The following is a 17982-nucleotide window of genomic DNA, read 5'->3' as shown; positions in this document are numbered from 1 at the left end:
GCCGGGGCGGGTAAGGGAAGGGGCTCGGCCGCGGCCGGGCCCCTTCTTCGAGTTATCCACAATTCGCGGACGGTCTGCCGCCCCTGGGCGCTCGGTGGCTAATGTCTGCGCCATGCCAACTTCCGCTTCCCAGCCCACAGCCGACATCGGGGTCATCGGCGGCTCCGGGTTCTACTCGTTCCTCGACGACATCGAGGAAGTCCAGGTCGACACGCCCTATGGCCCGCCGAGCGACCCCATAGCGGTCGGCGCGCTGGCCGGCCGCCGCGTCGCGTTCGTCCCGCGGCACGGCCGCGACCACCGCTTCCCCCCGCACCGGATCCCCTACCGGGCCAACATGTGGGCGCTGCGCGCCCTCGGCGTCCGGCAGGTCCTCGCGCCCTGCGCCGTCGGCTCCCTGACCCCCGACTACGGGCCCGGCACGCTCGCGGTGCCCGACCAGCTCGCCGATCGGACGTCCGGACGCGACCAGACCTACTACGACGAGGGCGCCGCGATCCACGTGTCGTTCGCCGACCCGTACTGCCCCACCGGCCGCCGCACCGCCATCGAGTCCGCGCACGCCGCCGGCTGGCCCCCGGTCGACCGCGGCACCCTGGTCATCATCGAGGGCCCGCGCTTCTCCACGCGCGCCGAATCCCACTGGTTCGCGTCCCAGGGCTGGACGCTCATCGGCATGACCGGGCACCCGGAGGCCGTCCTCGCCCGCGAACTGGCGCTCTGCTACACCTCCCTCTGCCTCGTCACCGACCTCGACGCGGGCATCGAAGAGGGCGAGGGCGTCACCATGCAGGAGGTGTTCCGCGTCTTCGGCGAGAACATCGGCCGCCTCCGCACCCTCGTCGCCGACGTGGTCAAGGCGCTCCCCACCGAGCGCACCTGCCCCTGCCCCGACGTCCTCGACGGCATGAAGCTCCCCCTGGAACTGCCGTGACCCCCCGCTTAACCCGGCTGCGGCGGCCCCTGGCGGCCCTGTTCGCCGCGGCCGCCGCCGGGCTGGCCCTGCCGGCCCTGCGGCCCGCCCCGCCCCCGTCCGTCCGCGTCCCGGCCGCCGCCCGCGACCTCCCAGCGGGCAAGACCCTGACCTCCGCCGACCTGCACCACGTTGACCTCCCACCCGCGGCCGTCCCGTCCGGCGCCCTCCGCTCCTCCCCCGAGGGCCGTGTCCTGGCGACCCCGATGCGCAAGAACGAGCCCCTGACCGACGCCCGCGTACTAGGCGAAGCCCTCCTCAAGGGCTACGCCCCCGGCACGGTGGCCACCCCGGTCCGCATAGCCGACGCCGCCGCCGTCCGCCTGCTCCACCCCGGCGACCACATAGACGTCCTGTCCCGCCCCTCACCCTCCACCCCCGACCTGCCACCCACCACACCCCAATCCGCCGTGACCAACGCTGCGAGCGGACCACGGAGGGCGGCCTTCCGTGGCGTGGTTTCAGCAGCAACAGCCACTGCTAGTCCCCTGGCAGACGCAGGCGGCCACCAGCGGAACGCCTCACTCGTCCCCCCGACCGGCCAGCCCGCCGCTTGGGGCGGGCCGGAGTGGGGTGAGGCCCGGATCGTGGTTTCGGGGGTCTCAGTCGTGGCGGTCTCACCGGCGGACGAGGACGGCGGCCAGGACGGAGCCCTGATCGTCCTCGCGACCGACAGAGCCCAAGCCCTGGCCCTGGCGGCCGCCACCCCGCCCCTGTCCCTGACGATCACCGGCCAGTACCGGTAGCAGGGCGATGGTCGCACCGGTTCGCCGGTGAACGCGGCGGGGCCTGGACGAGGTGGTCGGCTGAGGGGCCGACTTGGCGAACCATGGGCGGTTCATTACCATCCGTAGCCATTCCAGCGCCTCCTCCAGCCGAGAGGGCGCTCCCCCGATATCCCCTGGAGTCCACATATGAGCGGATTCAAGAAGTTCCTCTTCCGCGGGAACCTGGTCGACCTCGCGGTCGCGTTCGTCGTCGGAGCCGCGTTCGCGAGCCTCGTGAAGGACTTCGCGAACTCGTTCATCACCCCGCTGATCGCGCTTCTCGGCGGGAAGCCGGACTACACCCGGCTGGCCGTCACCATCGACGGCACGACGTTCCCCTACGGGATCTTCGTCACGTCGGCGGTCGCGTTCGCGATCACGGCGGTGATCGTCTACTTCCTGGTCGTCCTGCCGACCGCGAAGCTGATCGAGCGGATGGACCGCGGCAAGGAGGCCGGCGAGCGCGAGTGCCCGCAGTGCCTCAGCGAGATCCCGGTGAAGGCCCGCCGGTGCCGCTACTGCACCGCGCAGCTCGTTCCGGCCACCGAGATCCCCTCCTAGGACGATCCCCTCCTAGGACCTCGGCCCCGCGCGCCGGGAGGTCACTCGTTCTCGGTGCCGAACTCCCAGTGCCAGGGCTCGAACGGGTTGCTGTAGGCCCACGACGGGTGAATCCAGCCGTACTTCCCGGCGTGGGCCTCCATCCAGTTGAACTGGACCGAACCCGAGCTCTGCACACCGCCGCACAGGTCGAGCGCCTGGCCCTTGCCGTGGTTGCTCGTCCCGGGGACGGCCGCGAAACCGGGGCGCCGCGCGTAGACCGCGTGCTGCTCGGACAGGCTCCGGTACGCGTCCGTCACGCACATGTCCCGTCCGAACCCGCGCTTGTACGCGGCGTTCAGCTTGTAGAAGGAGAGCGCCGCGTCCGCCCGCAGCATGTGCCCGCCCTTCTGCGGCAGCGGGCACAGGTACTTCGACGGGATGAGCCCGTTGGGGAACTTCTTCGCGTCCGCCGCGAGGCTCTTGTCGCAGCCGAGCTCCAGCCGCTTCTGCCGCGACACCGCCAGCTTGTCGAGCATCGCGTTGAGCTGCTTCGTCAGCTGCGCCGACTTGTTCTTCAGCCCGTCCACCTCCTGCTGGAGGCGGGTCTGCTCGACCGCGTTGCGCGACTGCAGGTCCTGCGCGGTGGACGCGAGCCGCTGCCGCCGGTTCTGCAGGTCGTCGGCACGGTCCACCAGCGCCTGCTGCGTCTGGGCGAGCAGTGTCACGTCCGCCGTCGACCGCAGCGCCTGGCCCGGGTCGCCGCCCCCGAAGATGGCCATCGATCCGGCCGCGCCGCTCTGCTGATAGGACGAGTTCGCCAGCCTGGCCAGCGGTTCCCGGATCCGGTTCAGCTCGGCCTCGGCCACGGCGAGGTCCTTCAGCGTGCCGCGCAGCTTGACCTGCGAGGCGGCGAGGTCCTTCTGCCGGCCCTTCATCTGATCGGTGGCCTTCTGCAACTGGTCACGGGCCTTCGCCGCCTCGCGGCGCAGCGACTCCAGCGTGTCGGCCCGGCCGCCCGTGGCCGCGTGCGCGGGGTGCGATGACAGCGTCGCCATCACCAGGAATACCGCGGTCAGCGCCGCCGACCGGGGGTTCGGCACGGTCGTCTTCCTCCAGATGCCCAGATGCGAAACAGCGGCAGAACGCTACTACAGGTTCTACGATGACCTGTGCGTAACCGGTTCAACGGGCACCGTAACCATGGCGCTCGCACCACCGGCGCATCCACCACACGTCGTCCCATCCCGCCGGGCACGGCCGCCGCGCCCGCCCTGTCGGGGACGGAGCCGGCGTGGGGGTCGCGGTCTTCCGCGGCTTCACCGGCGTAGGCGCCCGCTTCGGCGCCTTCGTCGCGGCCTGAGGCTCCTGCTCGGGCGGCACGTACTTCCCGTACGTCGGCTCGCTCTCCGGCGCGGCCGGCGCGATGTTCTGCACCGGCGTCCCCGCCGTCTCCGGCCGGTCCCGGACGGGCTCGTCCCGCATCCCGACCGCGATCACGGACGCCACCAGCACCGGAACCGCGAAGGCACCGACGATCACCGCGACCCGTCTGCCCCGGGACGCGCGCTCGTCCAACACCTCGTCCTCGGCAGCATTGCCCTTCGGCTGCCCGCGATGCCGACCCGTCACGGCACCGAAGCGTACCCACCCGGGCCCCACCCGGCCTAGAGGCCCCAGTCACCCCATAAGAAGAAGCGCTCACCGCTCCCTTTCCCCTACCCTGTACGTGCCGTCCGCTACGCTCTAGCGCGGAGCGACGACAAGCCTCCGTAGCTCAGGGGATAGAGCACCGCTCTCCTAAAGCGGGTGTCGCAGGTTCGAATCCTGCCGGAGGCGCCCATGTGGGGGCCGGGGGCCGATCTTTGTCGCCCGGCCTTCGTGCTCTCTCAGCGCTCCCGTGTCCGGCCGTCCGGCGGGTCAGGTGGAGTCGCGGATGATCAGGGTGGTGGGGAAGATCTTCGGGGCGGCCTGCTCGTCCACGCCGGTCAGGAGCATGCGGACGATGGTCTGGGCCACGTCGTCTATCGGCTGGCGGACGGTGGTCAGCGGCGGGTCGGTGAAGCGGGCGGCCTCGATGTCGTCGAAGCCGACGACGGCGACGTCGTCGGGGACGCGGCGCCCGGTCTTCCGCAGGGTGTACACGGCGCCGATCGCCATGAGGTCGCTCGCGGCGAACACCGCGTCGAGGTCCGGGTCGTCCTCCAGGAGTTGCTGCATGGCGGCCGCGCCCGATTCGCGGGTGAAGTCGCCCATGGCGGCCAGGGAGCGGCGGCCGGTGCCGGAGAGCGTCTCGCGGTAGCCGGCCAGCCGGTCCAGCGCGGCGGACATGTCGAGCGGGCCGCTGATGGTGGCGATGCGCCGCCGGCCCCTGGCGAGCAGGTGCTCCACGGCGGCACGCGCGCCCGCGACGTTGTCGGCGTCGCAGTAGGGCGGGCGCGCCGTGGAGACGGGGCGGCCGTGCGACACCACCGGGACGCCTGTGCGCAGGAGGGCCGCGGGGAGGGGGTCCGAGCCGTGCTGGGACAGCAGGATGACGCCGTCCACGTGGCCGCCCGCGACGTACCGCTCCACCCTCGTCTGGCCCGCCGGTGAGGACGGCATCATGAGCACGACCTGCTTGTCGGCGGCCTCCAGCTCCTGGCTGACGGTGCGGATGACCTGGGAGAAGAAGGGGTCGTCGGAGAAGACCCGGGCGGGCGGCTCGGAGACGACCAGGCCGATCGATCCGGTGCGCTGGGTCACCAGGCTGCGGGCCGCCGAGTTCGGGACGTAGCCGAGTTCCTCGACGGCGCGCTGGACGGCCGTGCGGATCTCCGGATTCACCGTCGACGAGCCGTTGACCACGCGCGACACCGTGGCCCGGGAAACCCCGGCCCTGGCCGCCACGGCCTCCAGCGTGGGACGTTTCACGCCGATTCTCCCCCGAGCCCGTTGCGGGCGATGACGTCGCTGAACCACTGTGCGCTGTCCTTGGGCAGGCGGCGCTGGTCCGCGTAGTCGACGTAGACGATGCCGAACCTCTTGCCGTAGCCCTCGGCCCACTCGAAATTGTCCAGGAACGACCATACGAGATAGCCCCGCAGGTCCGCACCGGCGGTGAGCGCGGCGTGCGCGGCGCGCAGGTGCGCGTCGAGGTAGCGGATGCGGGCGTCGTCGCGCACCCGTCCGTCCGCGTCGGGGACGTCGTCGAACGCGGCGCCGTTCTCGGTGACGACGAGCGGCGTCCCCGGGTAGTCGCGGCTGAGGCGGGTGAGGAGGTCGCCCAGGCCCGCCGGGACGATGGGCCAGCCCATCGCGGTGTGCGGCGGCCCGGCCGGCGGGAACGCGATCCCTTCGGAGCCGGGGTAGGCGGGGTTCGGCGGGGTGCCGGGGGCCGCCGCCACGTAGGTCGGGTTGTAGTAGTTGATGCCGAGCGAGTCGATCGGCTCGGCGATCACGGCCAGGTCGTCGCCGTGGACGTGGTCGAGCCCCCCGTTGCGGGACGCGACGGCGAGGACCGGCCCGGCGTACTCCCCGCGCAGCACCGGGTCGAGGAACTGCCGGTTGAGCATCGCGTCCACGAGTCCGGCCGCGGCGGCGTCCTCCTCGGAGGTGCGGGTGGCGACGACCGGCGCGAGGTTGAGGGTCAGCGAGATCTGGGCGGCCCCGCCGGCGCGCAGCCGGCGGGTGGCCAGGCCGTGCGCGAGGAGCAGGTGGTGCGCGGCGCGGACGGCGTCGGCGGCGCTGGTCCGGCCGGGGGCGTGCACGCCCGCCCCGTAGCCGAGGTAAGCGGCCACCCACGGCTCGTTGATCGTCGTCCAGGTGCCGACGCGGTCGGCGAGGCGGGTGTGGACGAGGCCGGCGTAGTCCGCGAAGCGCAGGGCGGTGTCGCGGGACGTCCAGCCGCCGCGGTCCTCCAGCGCCTGCGGCAGGTCCCAGTGGTAGAGGGTGGCGTACGGCGTGATCCCCGCGTCGAGGAGCGCGTCCACCAGCCGGTCGTAGAACCCGATGCCGCGCGGGTCGACCGGGCCGGAGCCGTCGGGCTGCACCCGCGGCCAGGCCACCGAGAAGCGGTAGACGTCCAGCCCGAGATCGGCCATCAGCCGGATGTCGTCGCGGAAGCGGTGGTAGTGGTCGCAGGCCACGTCGCCGGTGTGCCCGCCGGCGACCTTGCCGGGGACGCGGCAGAAGGCGTCCCAGATCGAGGGGCCGCGGCCGTCGTCTCGCGCCGCGCCCTCGATCTGGTAGGCGGCGGTGGCGGCTCCCCAGATGAAGCCTGGCGGGAAGGTGAGGGGCCGGTCGTCGGTCTGGAGCGTCGTGGCGGTCATCGTTCTGGCTGGTCTCTCCGCTGGTGAAGGGTGGCTCGTCGGGCGCGAGTGGCTCGTCATGCCTTGAGAGCGCCGTCCATGATTCCGCTGATGATCTGGCGTCCGAACAGCACGAAGACGGCAAGCAGGGGGAGCGTCGCCACCGCGGTGCCGGTGAACATCAGCGAGTAGTCGGTGTAGTAGGCGCCGTTGAGCAGGTTGAGGGAGTACTGGACGGTCGGGTTGTCGGGGTTGAGCACGGCCAGCGGCCAGATGAACTCGTTCCAGGTCTGCATGAACGTGAACAGCCCGAGGACGGCCATGGCGGGCCGCAGGACGGGCAGCACGACGCTCCAGTAGATGCGGAACGTCGAGCAGCCGTCGATGCGGGCGCTCTCGATGAGCTCGTCCGGGACGGCCTGCATCGTGTACTGCCGCATCATGAACACGCCGAATCCGGTGACCAGGAACGGCACGATGACGGCCTGGAGTTTCCCCGTCCAGCCGATCTCGGCCATCAGCATGTAGAGCGGGATGATGCCCATCTGGACCGGCACCATCATCGTCGCCAGCATGACCAGCAGCAGCGCGCCCCGCCCCCGGAAGCGCAGCTTCGCGAAGGCGAATCCGGCCAGCGAGGCGAACAGCAGCGTGGAGACGGTGACGGCCGTGGCGGCGATGGCCGAGTTGACCAGGCCGAGGGTGAAGCGCGCCTGCTCGTTGCCGAACAGCCGGGCGAGGTTGCGGCCCAGTTCGCCGCCCGGGGTGAGCGGCGGCGGCGTCGAGCCGACGACGTCGTTCGTGCGGGTCGCGACGACGACCATCCAGTAGAGGGGGAACAGCGACAGCGCGATCGTCGCGAGGAGCGTGACGCGGGTGAGGGGCCCGGCGTCCCACAGCGCCGCGACGGCGCCGCCGCGCCTCCGCCGGGGCTTCCCCGGCGCCTTGAGGATCATCATCTGGTGCCGCCTCCCATGCGCCGCAGCCACACGAAGTTGAGGAGGGATCCGAGGAGGATGAGCATGAAGAGCATCCAGGAGACGGCGGACGCGTAGCCGTAGTCGAACCGCCGGAACGCGTTCTCGAACATGTACATGGTGACCGTCTGGAACTGCCGCAGCGATCCGCCGGCCATGTCGCCGTTGCCGAACAGCAGCGGCTCGGTGAACAGCTGGAACCCGCCGATCGTGGAGACGATCGCGGTGAAGATGATGGTCGGCCGCAGCAGCGGCAGCGTGATCGTCCAGAACTGGCGGATCCGGGAGGCCCCGTCGATCGACGCCGCCTCGTAGAGGTCGCGCGGGATCGACTGCATCGCGGCGAGGTAGATCAGCGCGTTGTAGCCGGTCCACCGCCAGTCGACCATCACCGAGACGGCGAGCCAGGATGTCCAGCGCCGCGCGGCCCAGTCGAGGTGGTCGACGCCGAACCAGCCGAGCACCCAGTTGACGAGGCCGAAGTCCCGGCTGAACAGCTGGCCGAACACGATGGCCACCGCGGCGATCGAGGTGATCATCGGGACGAGCACGCCCATCCGGACGAGCGTCCGCCCGCGCATCCGCTGGTTGAGCGCGTTCGCCAGCACCAGCGCGGCCAGCAGCTGCGGGACGGTGGCGATGACGAACATGCCGACCGTGTTGCGGACGGAGTTCCAGAACTGCGGGTCGGTCAGGACGAGCCGGAAGTTCTCCAGGCCGACGAACTCGTGGGCGCCGAGCAGCTCCCAGTCGTGCAGGGCGACCCAGACGGTGTAACCCATCGGGAAGAGCCCGAAGAGGAAGAACAGCAGGAAGTACGGGGAGATGAACAGGTACGGCGAGAACTTCATGTCCCAGCGGGTGAGCGCGGTGCGCGCCCGGCGGCGCGGGGCCGGGGCCCCGGGCGGCCGGGCCGCCCGGGGTCCCGTGCGGGAGCCGATGGAGATCGTCATCGAGCTTCGCGCTCGGCGTCGTCGAGGGCCTTCTTCCACGCCGCGTCGGGCGCGAGCCTGCCTTGCTCCAGGGCGAGCAGCGCGTCCTCGAAGCGCTGCCCGACCGGGTTGTTGTCGGCGCCGAGGTAGAGCGGCTTGACCGCCTTCGCGCCGGCGGCGTAGATCTGCCCGACCGGGGCGCCGCTGAAGTACTCGTTCTTGAACGACGTCACCGCGGGGTCGTCCAGCGCCTGCGGGGACGAGGGCAGGTTGTTGCGCGCCTTGAACGCGGCGATCTGGCTCTTCACGCTGGTCAGGTACTTGGCCAGCTCGGCCGCCTGCGCGCCGTGCCGGCTCTGCTTCGGCACCGCCAGGAACGAGCCGCCGCGGCTGCCCGAGCCGCCCGGGATCGCCGCGACGTCCCACTTGCCGGACGCGTCCGCGCCGGCGTTCTCCTTGATGACGCCGAGCATCCAGGACGGGCACGCGATGGTCGCGAACTTGGCCTGCTTGAAGCCGGAGCCCCAGCTCGGCTCGAACGACTTCAGCCCGGCCGACAGCCCGGCCTGCTGGATCCTCAGGGTCGTGTCCCAGGCGTTCTTGACCGCGGGGTTGCTGCCGGCGACGAGCTTGCCGGACGTGTCGAAGAACGTGTAGCCGGCGCCCTGGCTCGCGCTCTGGGCGAGGATCGTGTTGTAGAGGTTCACCGAGCCGTCGACGAACTTGGAGCCCTTCGCCTTCTCCGCGTACTTCTTGCCGGTGGCGATGTAGTCGTCCCAGGTCGGCCAGAGTTTGCCGACCTTGTCGCGGTCGGTCGGCAGGCCCGCCTTCTTGAACAGGTCGGTGCGGTAGCACATGGCCAGGCCGCCGATGTCGGTGCCCAGGCCGACCAGGTACTTGCCGTCGGGGCTGAGCGCCTGCTTCCACTTCCAGTCCAGGAAGTTGCCCTTGAGCGAGCCCGCGCCGTGGTCGAGCAGGTTCACGAACTTGTCGGGGTGGGCCATGAACTTGGTGAGGATGCCCTCCTCGATGGCGACGACGTCGCCGGCGCCGCTGCCCGCGGCGATCCACTGCTCCAGGCGGGGCAGGTACTCGTCGAGCTGCACCACGTTCCGGTGCTTGATCTTGATGCCGGGGTGGGCGGCCTCGTACTGCTTGAACAGCTCTTCGTACCCGAAGGTGCTGAAGGTGTCGACGGTCAGCGTGACCGTCCCGTCCGAGCCGGCGTCTCCGTCTCCGCCGCAGGCGGAGAGGCCGAGCGCCAGGACGGCGGCCGAGACGAGGCCGGACGCGAGACGGCGATGGGTTCTGAGCATGGCTGTCCTCGGGGAGTGGTTGCGGGGATCAACCCGCGATCGGGGGTCGAGAGAGCGCTCTCGCAGAGGATGGCTTCAGCAGCCGTACGTGTCAAGAGAGCGATTTCCCCGAAGAACATGAGAGGTGTTAGAACGGGCATAGTTCCTGGTGAAAGGTGCCGCGATACTTCGAGGCCATTCAGAGAGCGCTCTCTTAGGTCTTGACGGACCGTTCCCGGCACGCGACATTGGCCCCACCAGAGGCAGGCACCCCGCGCCTGCTCCCACCCCCCGCTCTGGAGGTCCCCCGCCATGACCCCATCGAGACGTCCCCGCCTCTGGCGAAGGTCCGTCCTCGCCGTCCTCGCCGCCGCGCTCCCGGCGGCGATCGCGACCGCCGTGATGTCGCCGACGGCCGGCGCGTCCGTCCCGCCGCCCCCGGACGGCTGGAGCCTGGTCTGGAGCGACGACTTCAACGGCTCGTCCGGCGCGCTCCCCTCGTCCTCGAACTGGATCATCGACACCGGCCACAGCTATCCCGGCGGTCCCGGCAACTGGGGAACCGGCGAGATCCAGCGGTACACCGCCGACCCCGCCAACGTCAGCCTGGACGGCGGCGGCAACCTGCGGATCACCCCGATCAAGTCCGGTTCGGGCGAGTGGACGTCGGCCCGCGTCGAGACCCGGCGCACCGACTTCAAGCCCGCCGACGGCCGCGTCCTGCGCATCGAGGGACGCATCCAGATGCCCAACGTCACCGGTAACCAGGCCCTCGGCTACTGGCCCGCGTTCTGGGCCCTGGGCTCCCCGTACCGCGGCAACTACCAGAACTGGCCGGCCGTCGGCGAGTTCGACATCATGGAGAACGTCAACGGGATCAACTCCGTCTGGGGCGTCCTGCACTGCGGCGTCAACCCCGGCGGGGCGTGCAACGAGACCAGCGGGCTCGGCGCCAGCCGCGCCTGCCCGGGATCGTCCTGCCAGTCGGCGATGCACACCTACCGCTTCGAGTGGGACCGCAGCGTCAGCCCCAACCAGCTGCGCTGGTACGTGGACGGCCAGCAGTTCCACAGCATCGGCCAGAACCAGCTCGACGCCACCACGTGGTCGAACATGACCGGGCACGCCGGCTACTTCCTGCTGCTCAACCTGGCCATGGGCGGCGCGTTCCCCAACGGGGTCGCCGGCATCGGCACGCCGACCGCGGAGACCGTCTCGGGACGTCCCATGCTCGTCGACTACGTCGCGGTCTGGCAGAGCGGCGGCGGAGGGTCCACGACCCCGCCCCCGACGGGCGGCACGGTCGACGCCCGCTCGACCATCCAGGCCGAGAGCTACCAGGCCCAGTCGGGCACCCAGCTTGAGACCACGTCCGACAGCGGAGGCGGCCAGGACGTCGGCTACATCGACAACGGCAACTGGCTGCGCTACGACAACGTCGACTTCGGCGGCACCCCGGCGACCCAGTTCAAGGCCCGAGTGGCCTCCGGCGCGCCCGCCGGTGTCAGCGGCCTGGTCCAGGCGCGGCTGGACAGCCCGACAGGCCAGGTGCTCGGCGAGTTCGCCGTCGGCAACACCGGCGGCTGGCAGACCTGGCGGACGGTACCCGCCAACATGTCCGGCGTGACCGGGAAGCACACCGTCTACATCACCTTCAGCAGCGGCCAGCCGGCCGACTTCGTCAACCTCAACTGGTTCACCTTCGCCGGCTGACGGCTCCCAGCGCCCACCGTCCGGCCGACGCGCCGGACGGTGGGCCGCACCGGCCCGCCTCAGGGCCATGGCGCCTCAGGGCCATGGCGGTGATCACCGAACTGAGCGACCATGGTGGCTTCTAGATCACCATTCTGGATCAGGAGATGGTCGCCGTGGCCGAGAAGCCCTCCCCGTACATCGATTCGACCGTGCCGCACTCGGCCCGCGTGTGGAACTACTTCCTCGGCGGCAAGGACAACTACCCCGTCGACCGTGAGATGGGCGACCAGTACCAGCGGCTCTTCCCCGAGATCATCAGCATCGCCCGGACCGACCGGGCCTTCCTCGGCCGCGCGGTCCGCCATCTGGCGGGCGAGGCGGGCGTCCGGCAGTTCCTCGACATCGGTACCGGGCTGCCGACCATGGACAACACGCACGAGGTCGCGCAGCGGGTGGCGCCCGAATCCCGCATCGTCTACGTCGACAGCGATCCGCTGGTGCTGGCGCACGCTCAGGCGCTGCTGGCGAGCAGCCCGGAGGGCGCGTGCGATTACATCGACGCCGACCTGCGCGAACCCGACAAGATCCTGGCCGCCGCGGCCGGGACTCTGGACTTCGGCCGGCCCATCGCGATCATGCTGCTGGGGATCCTGCATTTCGTCCCGGATTTCGACCAGGTGCACCGGGTCGTGATGCGCCTGCTGGACGCCGTCCCCGCGGGCAGCTACCTGGCCCTCACCCACGCCACGTTCGACCTCGGCGACCAGACCGCGACCGAGGCGAACGCCGAAGCCCAGGACGCCTGGAACGAGAAGGCCGCCGAGACGCTCACGCCCCGCACCAGGGACCAGATCCTCCGCTTCTTCGACGGTCTGGACCTGCTGGAGCCCGGCCTGGTGTCGATGTCCCGCTGGCGCCCCGAGGCCACGCCTTGGGGCGAGCCCGCCGAGGTGTCCGGCTACTGCGCCGTCGGCCGGAAGCCGTAGCCCCGCGCTCCTCGCGCACCCGCCTTCGGCGGCCAAGCCCCAGGAGCCCCCGCCCCCGGGTCGCGCGCGGGCGTGCTCGTGAGTGCCGTCGCCTTGACGTCCTCCCCTGCCTGAAGGCGGGGGATTCCAACTCGTCCCTATACGGAGAGGAGAGCGGGTTGAGGTTCGCGGTTCACCGGCCCGCCCGACGGCGTGCCTCCCCGCGCGGCCACCGTGCGTCCCACGGCGGTGTCTTTGATGTTGCGGGCGGCGTTGACGTCGGCGTTGGCCCGGTGCCCGCAGGCGACGCATCGGAACACCGCTTGGCTCTCGCGGTTGCCCGGTGCGCGGTACCCGCACGCGTTATAGGTCTGCGACGTGTACGCCGGATCGACCCGAACCAGGCGCCCTGGCGCCTTGTCCTCCAGCCGGGTGACACCCGCCAGGCCGCGCGGCGGGCCCGCGCCTCCCTCGAACACGCCTGACCCGCATTTTCGCGGGTTTTCACGCGCGGCCGTCCGTTCGCGCTGGTGAGCGGGCCGAGGCGTGGACGGGGGTGAACGGCGTTGACGAATCGAAGCGCTTCGATCAGCCTCCAGTCACCGGGATCAGGAGGAGGCTTCATGCCCATACGAAGATCGTTCGGCGGTGCCGCGGCGGCCGTGGTGGCGGCTCTGGCGCTGGTCGCCTCGATGGCGGCGGTGGTGGCCATCGCGGTCCGTCCAGCGGCGGCGGCCGAGACGTACACGTGGAAGAACGTGCGGATCGACGGGGGCGGGTTCGTGCCCGGCATCGTCTTCAGCCGGAAGGAGAAGAACCTCGTCTACGCGCGTACCGACATCGGCGGGGCCTATCGGTGGGATCAGTCCGGCAAGCAGTGGACTCCCCTGCTGGACTGGGTCGGCTGGGACAAGTGGGGGTACAACGGCGTCATCAGCATCGCCGCTGATCCCGTGGACGCGGACCGGGTCTATGCGGCGGTCGGGATGTACACCAATGACTGGGATCCCAACAATGGGGCCGTGCTGCGGTCGGCCGACCGGGGCAAGACCTGGCAGGCGACGGAACTGCCGTTCAAGCTCGGCGGGAACATGCCGGGGCGAGGCATGGGGGAACGGCTCGCGGTCGATCCCAATGACAACCGGGTGCTCTACATGGGGACGCCCGAGGGGCATGGGCTTTGGCGGAGCACCGACCGGGGTGTGACGTGGGCGAAAGTGAACGCCTTCACCAATCCCGGCGACTATTCGGATGACCCCGGCGACTCCACCGGGTATGGCAGTCATCGGCCCGGGGTCGTCTGGGTGACGTTCGATGAGAGCAGCGGGACGGCGGGTTCGCCCACCAAGACGATTTATGCGGGGGTGGCGGACAAGGAGAACACCGTCTACCGGAGTACGGACGCGGGTGCGACCTGGGAGCCGGTGCCGGGGCAGCCGACCGGGTACATCGCCCACAAGGGCGTGCTGGACGCGGCCGGCCACGCGCTCTACATCGCTACGAGCGACACGGCCGGCCCCTACAGCGGAGCCAAGGGCGACGTGTGGAAGTTCGACACGCAGTCGGGCGCCTGGACGCAGATCAGCCCTATTCCGTCCAGTAGTTCCGACGACTACTTCGGGTACAGCGGGCTGACCGTCGACCGGCAGCACCCGGGGACGCTGATGGTGGCCACGCAGGTGTCCTGGTGGCCGGACATGATCATGTGGCGGAGCACCGACGGCGGTGCGACCTGGACGCGGATCTGGGACTGGACGAGCTACCCGGGCCGCAGCTTCCGCTACGACCAGGACGTCTCCGAAGTGCCCTGGCTGACGTTCGGGACCAACCCCTCGCCGCCCGAGGTCACGCCGAAGCTCGGGTGGATGAACGAGTCGGTCGAGATCGACCCGTTCGACTCGGACCGGCTCATGTACGGGACGGGCGCCACGATCTACGGCACCGAGAACCTCACCCGGTGGGACGCGGGAAGCAAGATCACTATCAAGCCGATGGTGAAGGGACTGGAGGAGACCGCCGTCCTCGACCTGATCAGCCCGCCGTCCGGGGCGCCGCTGGTCAGCGGGCTCGGGGACATCGGCGGATTCCGGCACACCGATCTCGGGTCGGTTCCTTCGACGATGTTCACGCAGCCCGTGTTCACCAGTACCACCAGCCTCGACTATGCCGAGGGCAGGCCGAGCGTGATGGTGCGGGCGGGCAACTTCACCGATTCGGATCGCCCCGGCGACAGCCATGTGGCGTTCTCGACCGACGCCGGGGCCAACTGGTTCCAGGGCACCGAGCCCGGCGGCGTCAACAATGGCGGCACCGTCGCGGCGGCGGCGGACGGGAGCCGTTTCGTGTGGGCACCCGGTGACGGCGGCCAGCAGGTCGTGTATTCGGTCGGGTTCGGTAACAGCTGGAGCCAGTCGTCCGGCGTACCCGCGAACGCGATCGTCGAGGCCGATCGGGTGAACGCGAGCAAGTTCTACGCGTTCTCCGGAGGCAAGTTCTACGTCAGCGCGAACGGCGGTCAGTCGTTCGCTGCTACGGCGGCGTCCGGGCTGCCGTCCAGCGGCGTCCACTTCAAGGCATTGCCGGGCAAGGAGGGCGACATCTGGCTCGCGGGCGACACCGGGCTGTTCCATTCGACCGACTCGGGCGCGAGCTTCACCAAGGCCGCGACCATTTCCAAGGCCGTGAACGTCGGGTTCGGAAAGGCCGCTCCCGGCGCGAGCTACCCGGCGGTCTACCTGGTCGGGACGGTCAACGGCGTGACCGGCCTGTTCCGATCGAACGATGCGGGCGGTACCTGGACGCGCATCAACGATGACCGGCACCAGTACGGCAACGCCGGCGAGGCGCTGACCGGTGATCCCCGCGTCTACGGGCGTGTCTACCTGGGCACGAACGGGCGGGGCATCGTCTACGGCGATACCTCCGACACGACGCCGACGAGTCCGCCGGTCACCAGCGACCCGCCCACCACCGAGCCGCCCACCACCGAGCCGCCGACCACTCCGCCGCCGTCCGACGGCGGCTGTACGGCCACCTACAAGACGACCGGGTCGTGGGGAGGCGGCTTCCAGGGCGAGGTCACCGTCAAGAACACCGGGACGTCCGCGACCAGCGCATGGAAGGTCTTCTGGACGTTCGGCGGCGGCCAGACCGTCTCCCAATCCTGGGGTGCCAAGGTGACGCAGTCCGGTGCGGCGGTCAGCGCGGCGAACGAGTCCTGGAACGGGACGCTGGCGCCCGGCGCCAGCACAACGTTCGGGTTCATCGGCAACGGTTCGGCCGAGCCCGTCACTCCCGCCTGCGACGGCGAGTGACGAGAGGGGGGCGGGGCGGTATCGCGCTCCCGTCCCGCCCCCGGCCCGTACCCCCACGGTGTGCACACGGCACAACGGTCCTTTCAGGCCTCGCCCACGAGGGCCGCCTCGGAGACCGGAGCGCCGGGAAGGCCGGGGAAGGAGGCATCGAGCAGGCGGAGCAGCGGGGCGGCCTTGACCGCGGTCTCCGCGAACTCGGCGGCCGGGTCCGACAGCGCGGTGATGGCGCCGCCGATGCCGAACTCGATCCGCCCGCCCGAGGCGACGGCCGTGCGGATCACGATGCTGAAGTCGGCCGCCCCGGACAGCGAGAAGTAGCCGATGGCGCCGGAGTACACGCCGCGCGGCCCCTCCTCCAGGCGGTCGATGATCCGCATCGTGCGGATCTTCGGCGCTCCTGTCATGGAGCCGCCCGGGAACGCCGCCCGCACGCACCGGACCGCCGAGACGTCCGGGCGGAGCCTGGCCCGCACCGTGCTCACCAGCTGGTGGACGGTCGTGTAGCTCTCCACGTCGAAGATCGGGTCGACGGTGACCGACCCGGCCTCGGCGACGCCGCCGAGGTCGTGCCGGACGAGATCGACGATCATGAGGTTCTCGGCGCGGTCCTTGACGCTGCGCGCCAGTTCGGCGCACAGCCGCCGGTCCTCGGCCGGGTCGGGCGAGCGCGGCCGGGTGCCCTTGATCGGTTTGGACTCGGCCTCTCCGCCCGCCGACACCCGCAGGAAGCGCTCGGGAGAGGAGCTGAGCACCGACAGCTCACCGAATCGCAGCAGGGCCCCGAACGGCACCGGATCGCTCTGCCGCAGGCGGCGGTAGAGGTCCCACGGGTCGGCGCGCACCGAAGCGGTGAGCATGTTGGTCAGGCACACCTCGTAGGTCTCCCCGGCGATGATCTCCCGCCGGCATTCCGCGATCTTGTCGAGGTAGCGGCCGCGCCCGTGCCGCAGCGTCAGCCCGGACGGCCCGGCGAGCGGGGCGGGCGCCTCGGGGGCGGGCAACCCGGCCAGCCGCGCTTCGGTGCCGTCGAGCCAGGACAGCGCCGCACGCTCGTCACCGGCCGGGCACAGCGCCAGCAGGTGGACGGCCCCGTCCGCGTGATCGAACGCCACGGCCCGGTCGGCGAAGACCATGGCCGCGTCGGGGTGCGGGGAGCGGTGCGCCGGGGAGCCGCCGGTCTCGGCCTTGAGCTCGTAGCCGAGATATCCCACCCAGCCGAGCGCGAACCCGAACGGCAGATCCGGGACCTCCGCCGCGTGCGCACGCACATCGGCGTCGATCCAGTCGAAGAAGGACGCGCGCTCGACGTGCGCCCGCCCGCTCGCCGACTCGACGGTCAGATCACCCGTTTCCACGTCGAAGGTGGCGACTCGCGCCAGCGGGCCGCTCGCGTCCCCCATGAACGAGAACCGCCCGCCGTGCTCGCCGGTTCGGCTGCTGTCCAGCCAGAACGCCCGGCCGGACGAGGCGAACAGCGCACCGAAGACGTCCTCGGCCACGACCGGCGTGCCGAGCCGCCGCGCGATCACCTTGAACGCCTTCGGCCGCTCCGCCGGCACGGCCCCGCCGCGCCGCGGCTTCGCGTCGACCGGCCCGCTCCGGGCCAGGAAGTTCGCGATGATCCGCCGGCCGTGATCCGTGCACACCGACTCCGGGTGGAACTGGACGCCCCATATCGGCCGCACCTTGTGCCGCACGCCCATCAGCACGCCGTCGGACGTCCACGCCACGGGCTCCAGCACTGGCGGCAACTCGTCCACGACCAGCGAGTGGTACCGCACCGCCGAGAACGGCGACGGCACGCCCCGGAACAGATCGACGCCCGTGTGCTCGACCCACGAGGGCAGCCCATGCCGGACCTCCGGGGCAGGCCGGACCCGTCCTCCGAACAGGTGGCAGATGCCCTGGTGCCCGAGGCACACCCCGAGGAGCGGAATCCGGGCGTGCCTGATCACGTCCGCGCAGATCCCGAAGTCCTCGGCCCGCTCCGGCGAGCCGGGGCCGGGCGAGATGATGACGTTGTCGAACGGATCCAGCAGCCCCGGGCTCCATTCCGCCTCGTCATTGCGGAGGACGACGGGCTCGGCCCCCGCCTCCGCCACATACTGGACGAGATTGTGCGTGAACGAGTCGTAGTTATCGATGATCAGGGTCTGCACGGGCGGGCGGACTGCGCTCGGCAGCATCGAAGAGTGGATGTTGATGGCTCGCCCTTCCAGCACGACCAGGTCGCCC

At 70.8% G+C, this 17982-nt stretch carries 15 protein-coding genes and 1 tRNA gene; 7 read left to right on the top strand and 9 right to left on the bottom strand.

What is annotated here, in order from left to right; translation table 11 throughout:
* The first annotated feature begins 112 nt into the window (after positions 1-112).
* From AL2_RS31750 to mscL, 3 genes are all read left to right on the top strand, one after another.
* Positions 113-934, top strand: coding sequence for an S-methyl-5'-thioadenosine phosphorylase (locus AL2_RS31750; protein ID WP_067640196.1), 822 nt, complete (start codon positions 113-115; stop codon positions 932-934).
* Entirely contained in the window at positions 931-1719 is a 789-nt protein-coding gene (locus tag AL2_RS31745; RefSeq protein ID WP_067640194.1) for an SAF domain-containing protein, read from the top strand. Before AL2_RS31750 ends, AL2_RS31745 begins: the two co-directional genes overlap by 4 nt.
* 168 nt (positions 1720-1887) lie before the next feature.
* A complete protein-coding gene (gene mscL, locus AL2_RS31740; RefSeq protein ID WP_067640192.1) occupies positions 1888-2301 on the top strand; it encodes a large conductance mechanosensitive channel protein MscL in 414 nt (137 codons plus the stop codon).
* Between the two features lie 41 nt (positions 2302-2342).
* Here the strand turns inward: mscL and AL2_RS31735 are convergent, their stop codons facing one another.
* Both AL2_RS31735 and AL2_RS31730 read right to left on the bottom strand, forming a co-directional pair.
* Complete coding sequence (locus AL2_RS31735) at positions 2343-3383, bottom strand: D-alanyl-D-alanine carboxypeptidase family protein (RefSeq protein WP_083947095.1); 1041 nt, start codon at positions 3381-3383, stop codon at positions 2343-2345.
* A gap of 82 nt (positions 3384-3465) precedes the next feature.
* Positions 3466-3912 (bottom strand): hypothetical protein, encoded by a 447-nt coding sequence (locus tag AL2_RS31730; protein ID WP_157438494.1) that lies wholly within the window; start codon positions 3910-3912, stop codon positions 3466-3468.
* Between the two features lie 134 nt (positions 3913-4046).
* On the opposite strand from AL2_RS31730, the gene AL2_RS31725 reads away from it, so the two are divergent.
* Positions 4047-4119 (top strand) — tRNA-Arg (locus AL2_RS31725).
* A gap of 81 nt (positions 4120-4200) precedes the next feature.
* Here AL2_RS31725 and AL2_RS31720 read toward each other — a convergent pair.
* From AL2_RS31720 to AL2_RS31700, 5 genes are read right to left on the bottom strand one after another with little or no spacing between them, the layout of a single operon-like run.
* The gene (locus AL2_RS31720) at positions 4201-5193 is read right to left on the bottom strand and encodes a LacI family DNA-binding transcriptional regulator (protein ID WP_067640188.1); all 993 of its coding nucleotides are present in this window, start codon (positions 5191-5193) and stop codon (positions 4201-4203) included.
* Positions 5190-6590, bottom strand: a complete 1401-nt coding sequence (locus tag AL2_RS31715; RefSeq protein WP_067640186.1) for a GH1 family beta-glucosidase — start codon at positions 6588-6590, stop codon at positions 5190-5192. The genes AL2_RS31720 and AL2_RS31715 overlap by 4 nt, the downstream gene beginning before the upstream one ends.
* A gap of 56 nt (positions 6591-6646) precedes the next feature.
* A complete protein-coding gene (locus tag AL2_RS31710) occupies positions 6647-7528 on the bottom strand; it encodes a carbohydrate ABC transporter permease (protein ID WP_067640184.1) in 882 nt (293 codons plus the stop codon).
* A complete protein-coding gene (locus tag AL2_RS31705) occupies positions 7525-8499 on the bottom strand; it encodes a carbohydrate ABC transporter permease (RefSeq protein WP_067640182.1) in 975 nt (324 codons plus the stop codon). Before AL2_RS31705 ends, AL2_RS31710 begins: the two co-directional genes overlap by 4 nt.
* Positions 8496-9794, bottom strand: coding sequence for an ABC transporter substrate-binding protein (locus AL2_RS31700; RefSeq protein ID WP_067640180.1), 1299 nt, complete (start codon positions 9792-9794; stop codon positions 8496-8498). Before AL2_RS31700 ends, AL2_RS31705 begins: the two co-directional genes overlap by 4 nt.
* 291 nt (positions 9795-10085) lie before the next feature.
* Here AL2_RS31700 and AL2_RS31695 point away from each other — a divergent pair, with 291 nt between their 5' ends.
* Both AL2_RS31695 and AL2_RS31690 read left to right on the top strand, forming a co-directional pair.
* Entirely contained in the window at positions 10086-11486 is a 1401-nt protein-coding gene (locus AL2_RS31695) for a glycoside hydrolase family 16 protein (protein WP_067640178.1), read from the top strand.
* Between the two features lie 146 nt (positions 11487-11632).
* Positions 11633-12454, top strand: a complete 822-nt coding sequence (locus AL2_RS31690) for an SAM-dependent methyltransferase (protein WP_174550900.1) — start codon at positions 11633-11635, stop codon at positions 12452-12454.
* A gap of 137 nt (positions 12455-12591) precedes the next feature.
* On the opposite strand, the gene AL2_RS39550 is transcribed toward AL2_RS31690, so the two are convergent.
* On the bottom strand, positions 12592-12912 hold the full coding sequence (locus tag AL2_RS39550) for a zinc ribbon domain-containing protein (RefSeq protein ID WP_067640176.1): 321 nt from the start codon (positions 12910-12912) through the stop codon (positions 12592-12594).
* 144 nt (positions 12913-13056) lie between these two features.
* On the opposite strand from AL2_RS39550, the gene AL2_RS31680 reads away from it, so the two are divergent.
* On the top strand, positions 13057-15747 hold the full coding sequence (locus AL2_RS31680) for a cellulose binding domain-containing protein (protein WP_067640174.1): 2691 nt from the start codon (positions 13057-13059) through the stop codon (positions 15745-15747).
* An 83-nt stretch (positions 15748-15830) separates the two neighbouring features.
* Here the strand turns inward: AL2_RS31680 and pabB are convergent, their stop codons facing one another.
* Complete coding sequence (gene pabB, locus AL2_RS31675) at positions 15831-17933, bottom strand: aminodeoxychorismate synthase component I (RefSeq protein WP_210748323.1); 2103 nt, start codon at positions 17931-17933, stop codon at positions 15831-15833.
* Positions 17934-17982: the final 49 nt, after the last annotated feature.

It is taken from the genome of Actinomadura latina NBRC 106108, from assembly GCF_001552195.1.
Classification (GTDB): Bacteria; Actinomycetota; Actinomycetes; order Streptosporangiales; family Streptosporangiaceae; genus Spirillospora; species Spirillospora latina.
The sequence above is the reverse complement of the archived record's forward strand: the minus strand, read 5'-3'. Positions and strand labels throughout refer to the sequence as shown.

Coding starts and splice junctions, on each gene's coding strand:
- AL2_RS31715 (WP_067640186.1), bottom strand. CDS start 6,590: ATGACCGCCACGACGCTCCAGACCGACGACCGGCCCCTCACCTTCCCG.
- mscL (WP_067640192.1), top strand. CDS start 1,888: ATGAGCGGATTCAAGAAGTTCCTCTTCCGCGGGAACCTGGTCGACCTC.
- AL2_RS31680 (WP_067640174.1), top strand. CDS start 13,057: ATGCCCATACGAAGATCGTTCGGCGGTGCCGCGGCGGCCGTGGTGGCG.
- AL2_RS31750 (WP_067640196.1), top strand. CDS start 113: ATGCCAACTTCCGCTTCCCAGCCCACAGCCGACATCGGGGTCATCGGC.
- AL2_RS31695 (WP_067640178.1), top strand. CDS start 10,086: ATGACCCCATCGAGACGTCCCCGCCTCTGGCGAAGGTCCGTCCTCGCC.
- pabB (WP_210748323.1), bottom strand. CDS start 17,933: ATGCTGCCGAGCGCAGTCCGCCCGCCCGTGCAGACCCTGATCATCGAT.
- AL2_RS31700 (WP_067640180.1), bottom strand. CDS start 9,794: ATGCTCAGAACCCATCGCCGTCTCGCGTCCGGCCTCGTCTCGGCCGCC.
- AL2_RS31690 (WP_174550900.1), top strand. CDS start 11,633: ATGGTCGCCGTGGCCGAGAAGCCCTCCCCGTACATCGATTCGACCGTG.
- AL2_RS31710 (WP_067640184.1), bottom strand. CDS start 7,528: ATGATGATCCTCAAGGCGCCGGGGAAGCCCCGGCGGAGGCGCGGCGGC.
- AL2_RS31705 (WP_067640182.1), bottom strand. CDS start 8,499: ATGACGATCTCCATCGGCTCCCGCACGGGACCCCGGGCGGCCCGGCCG.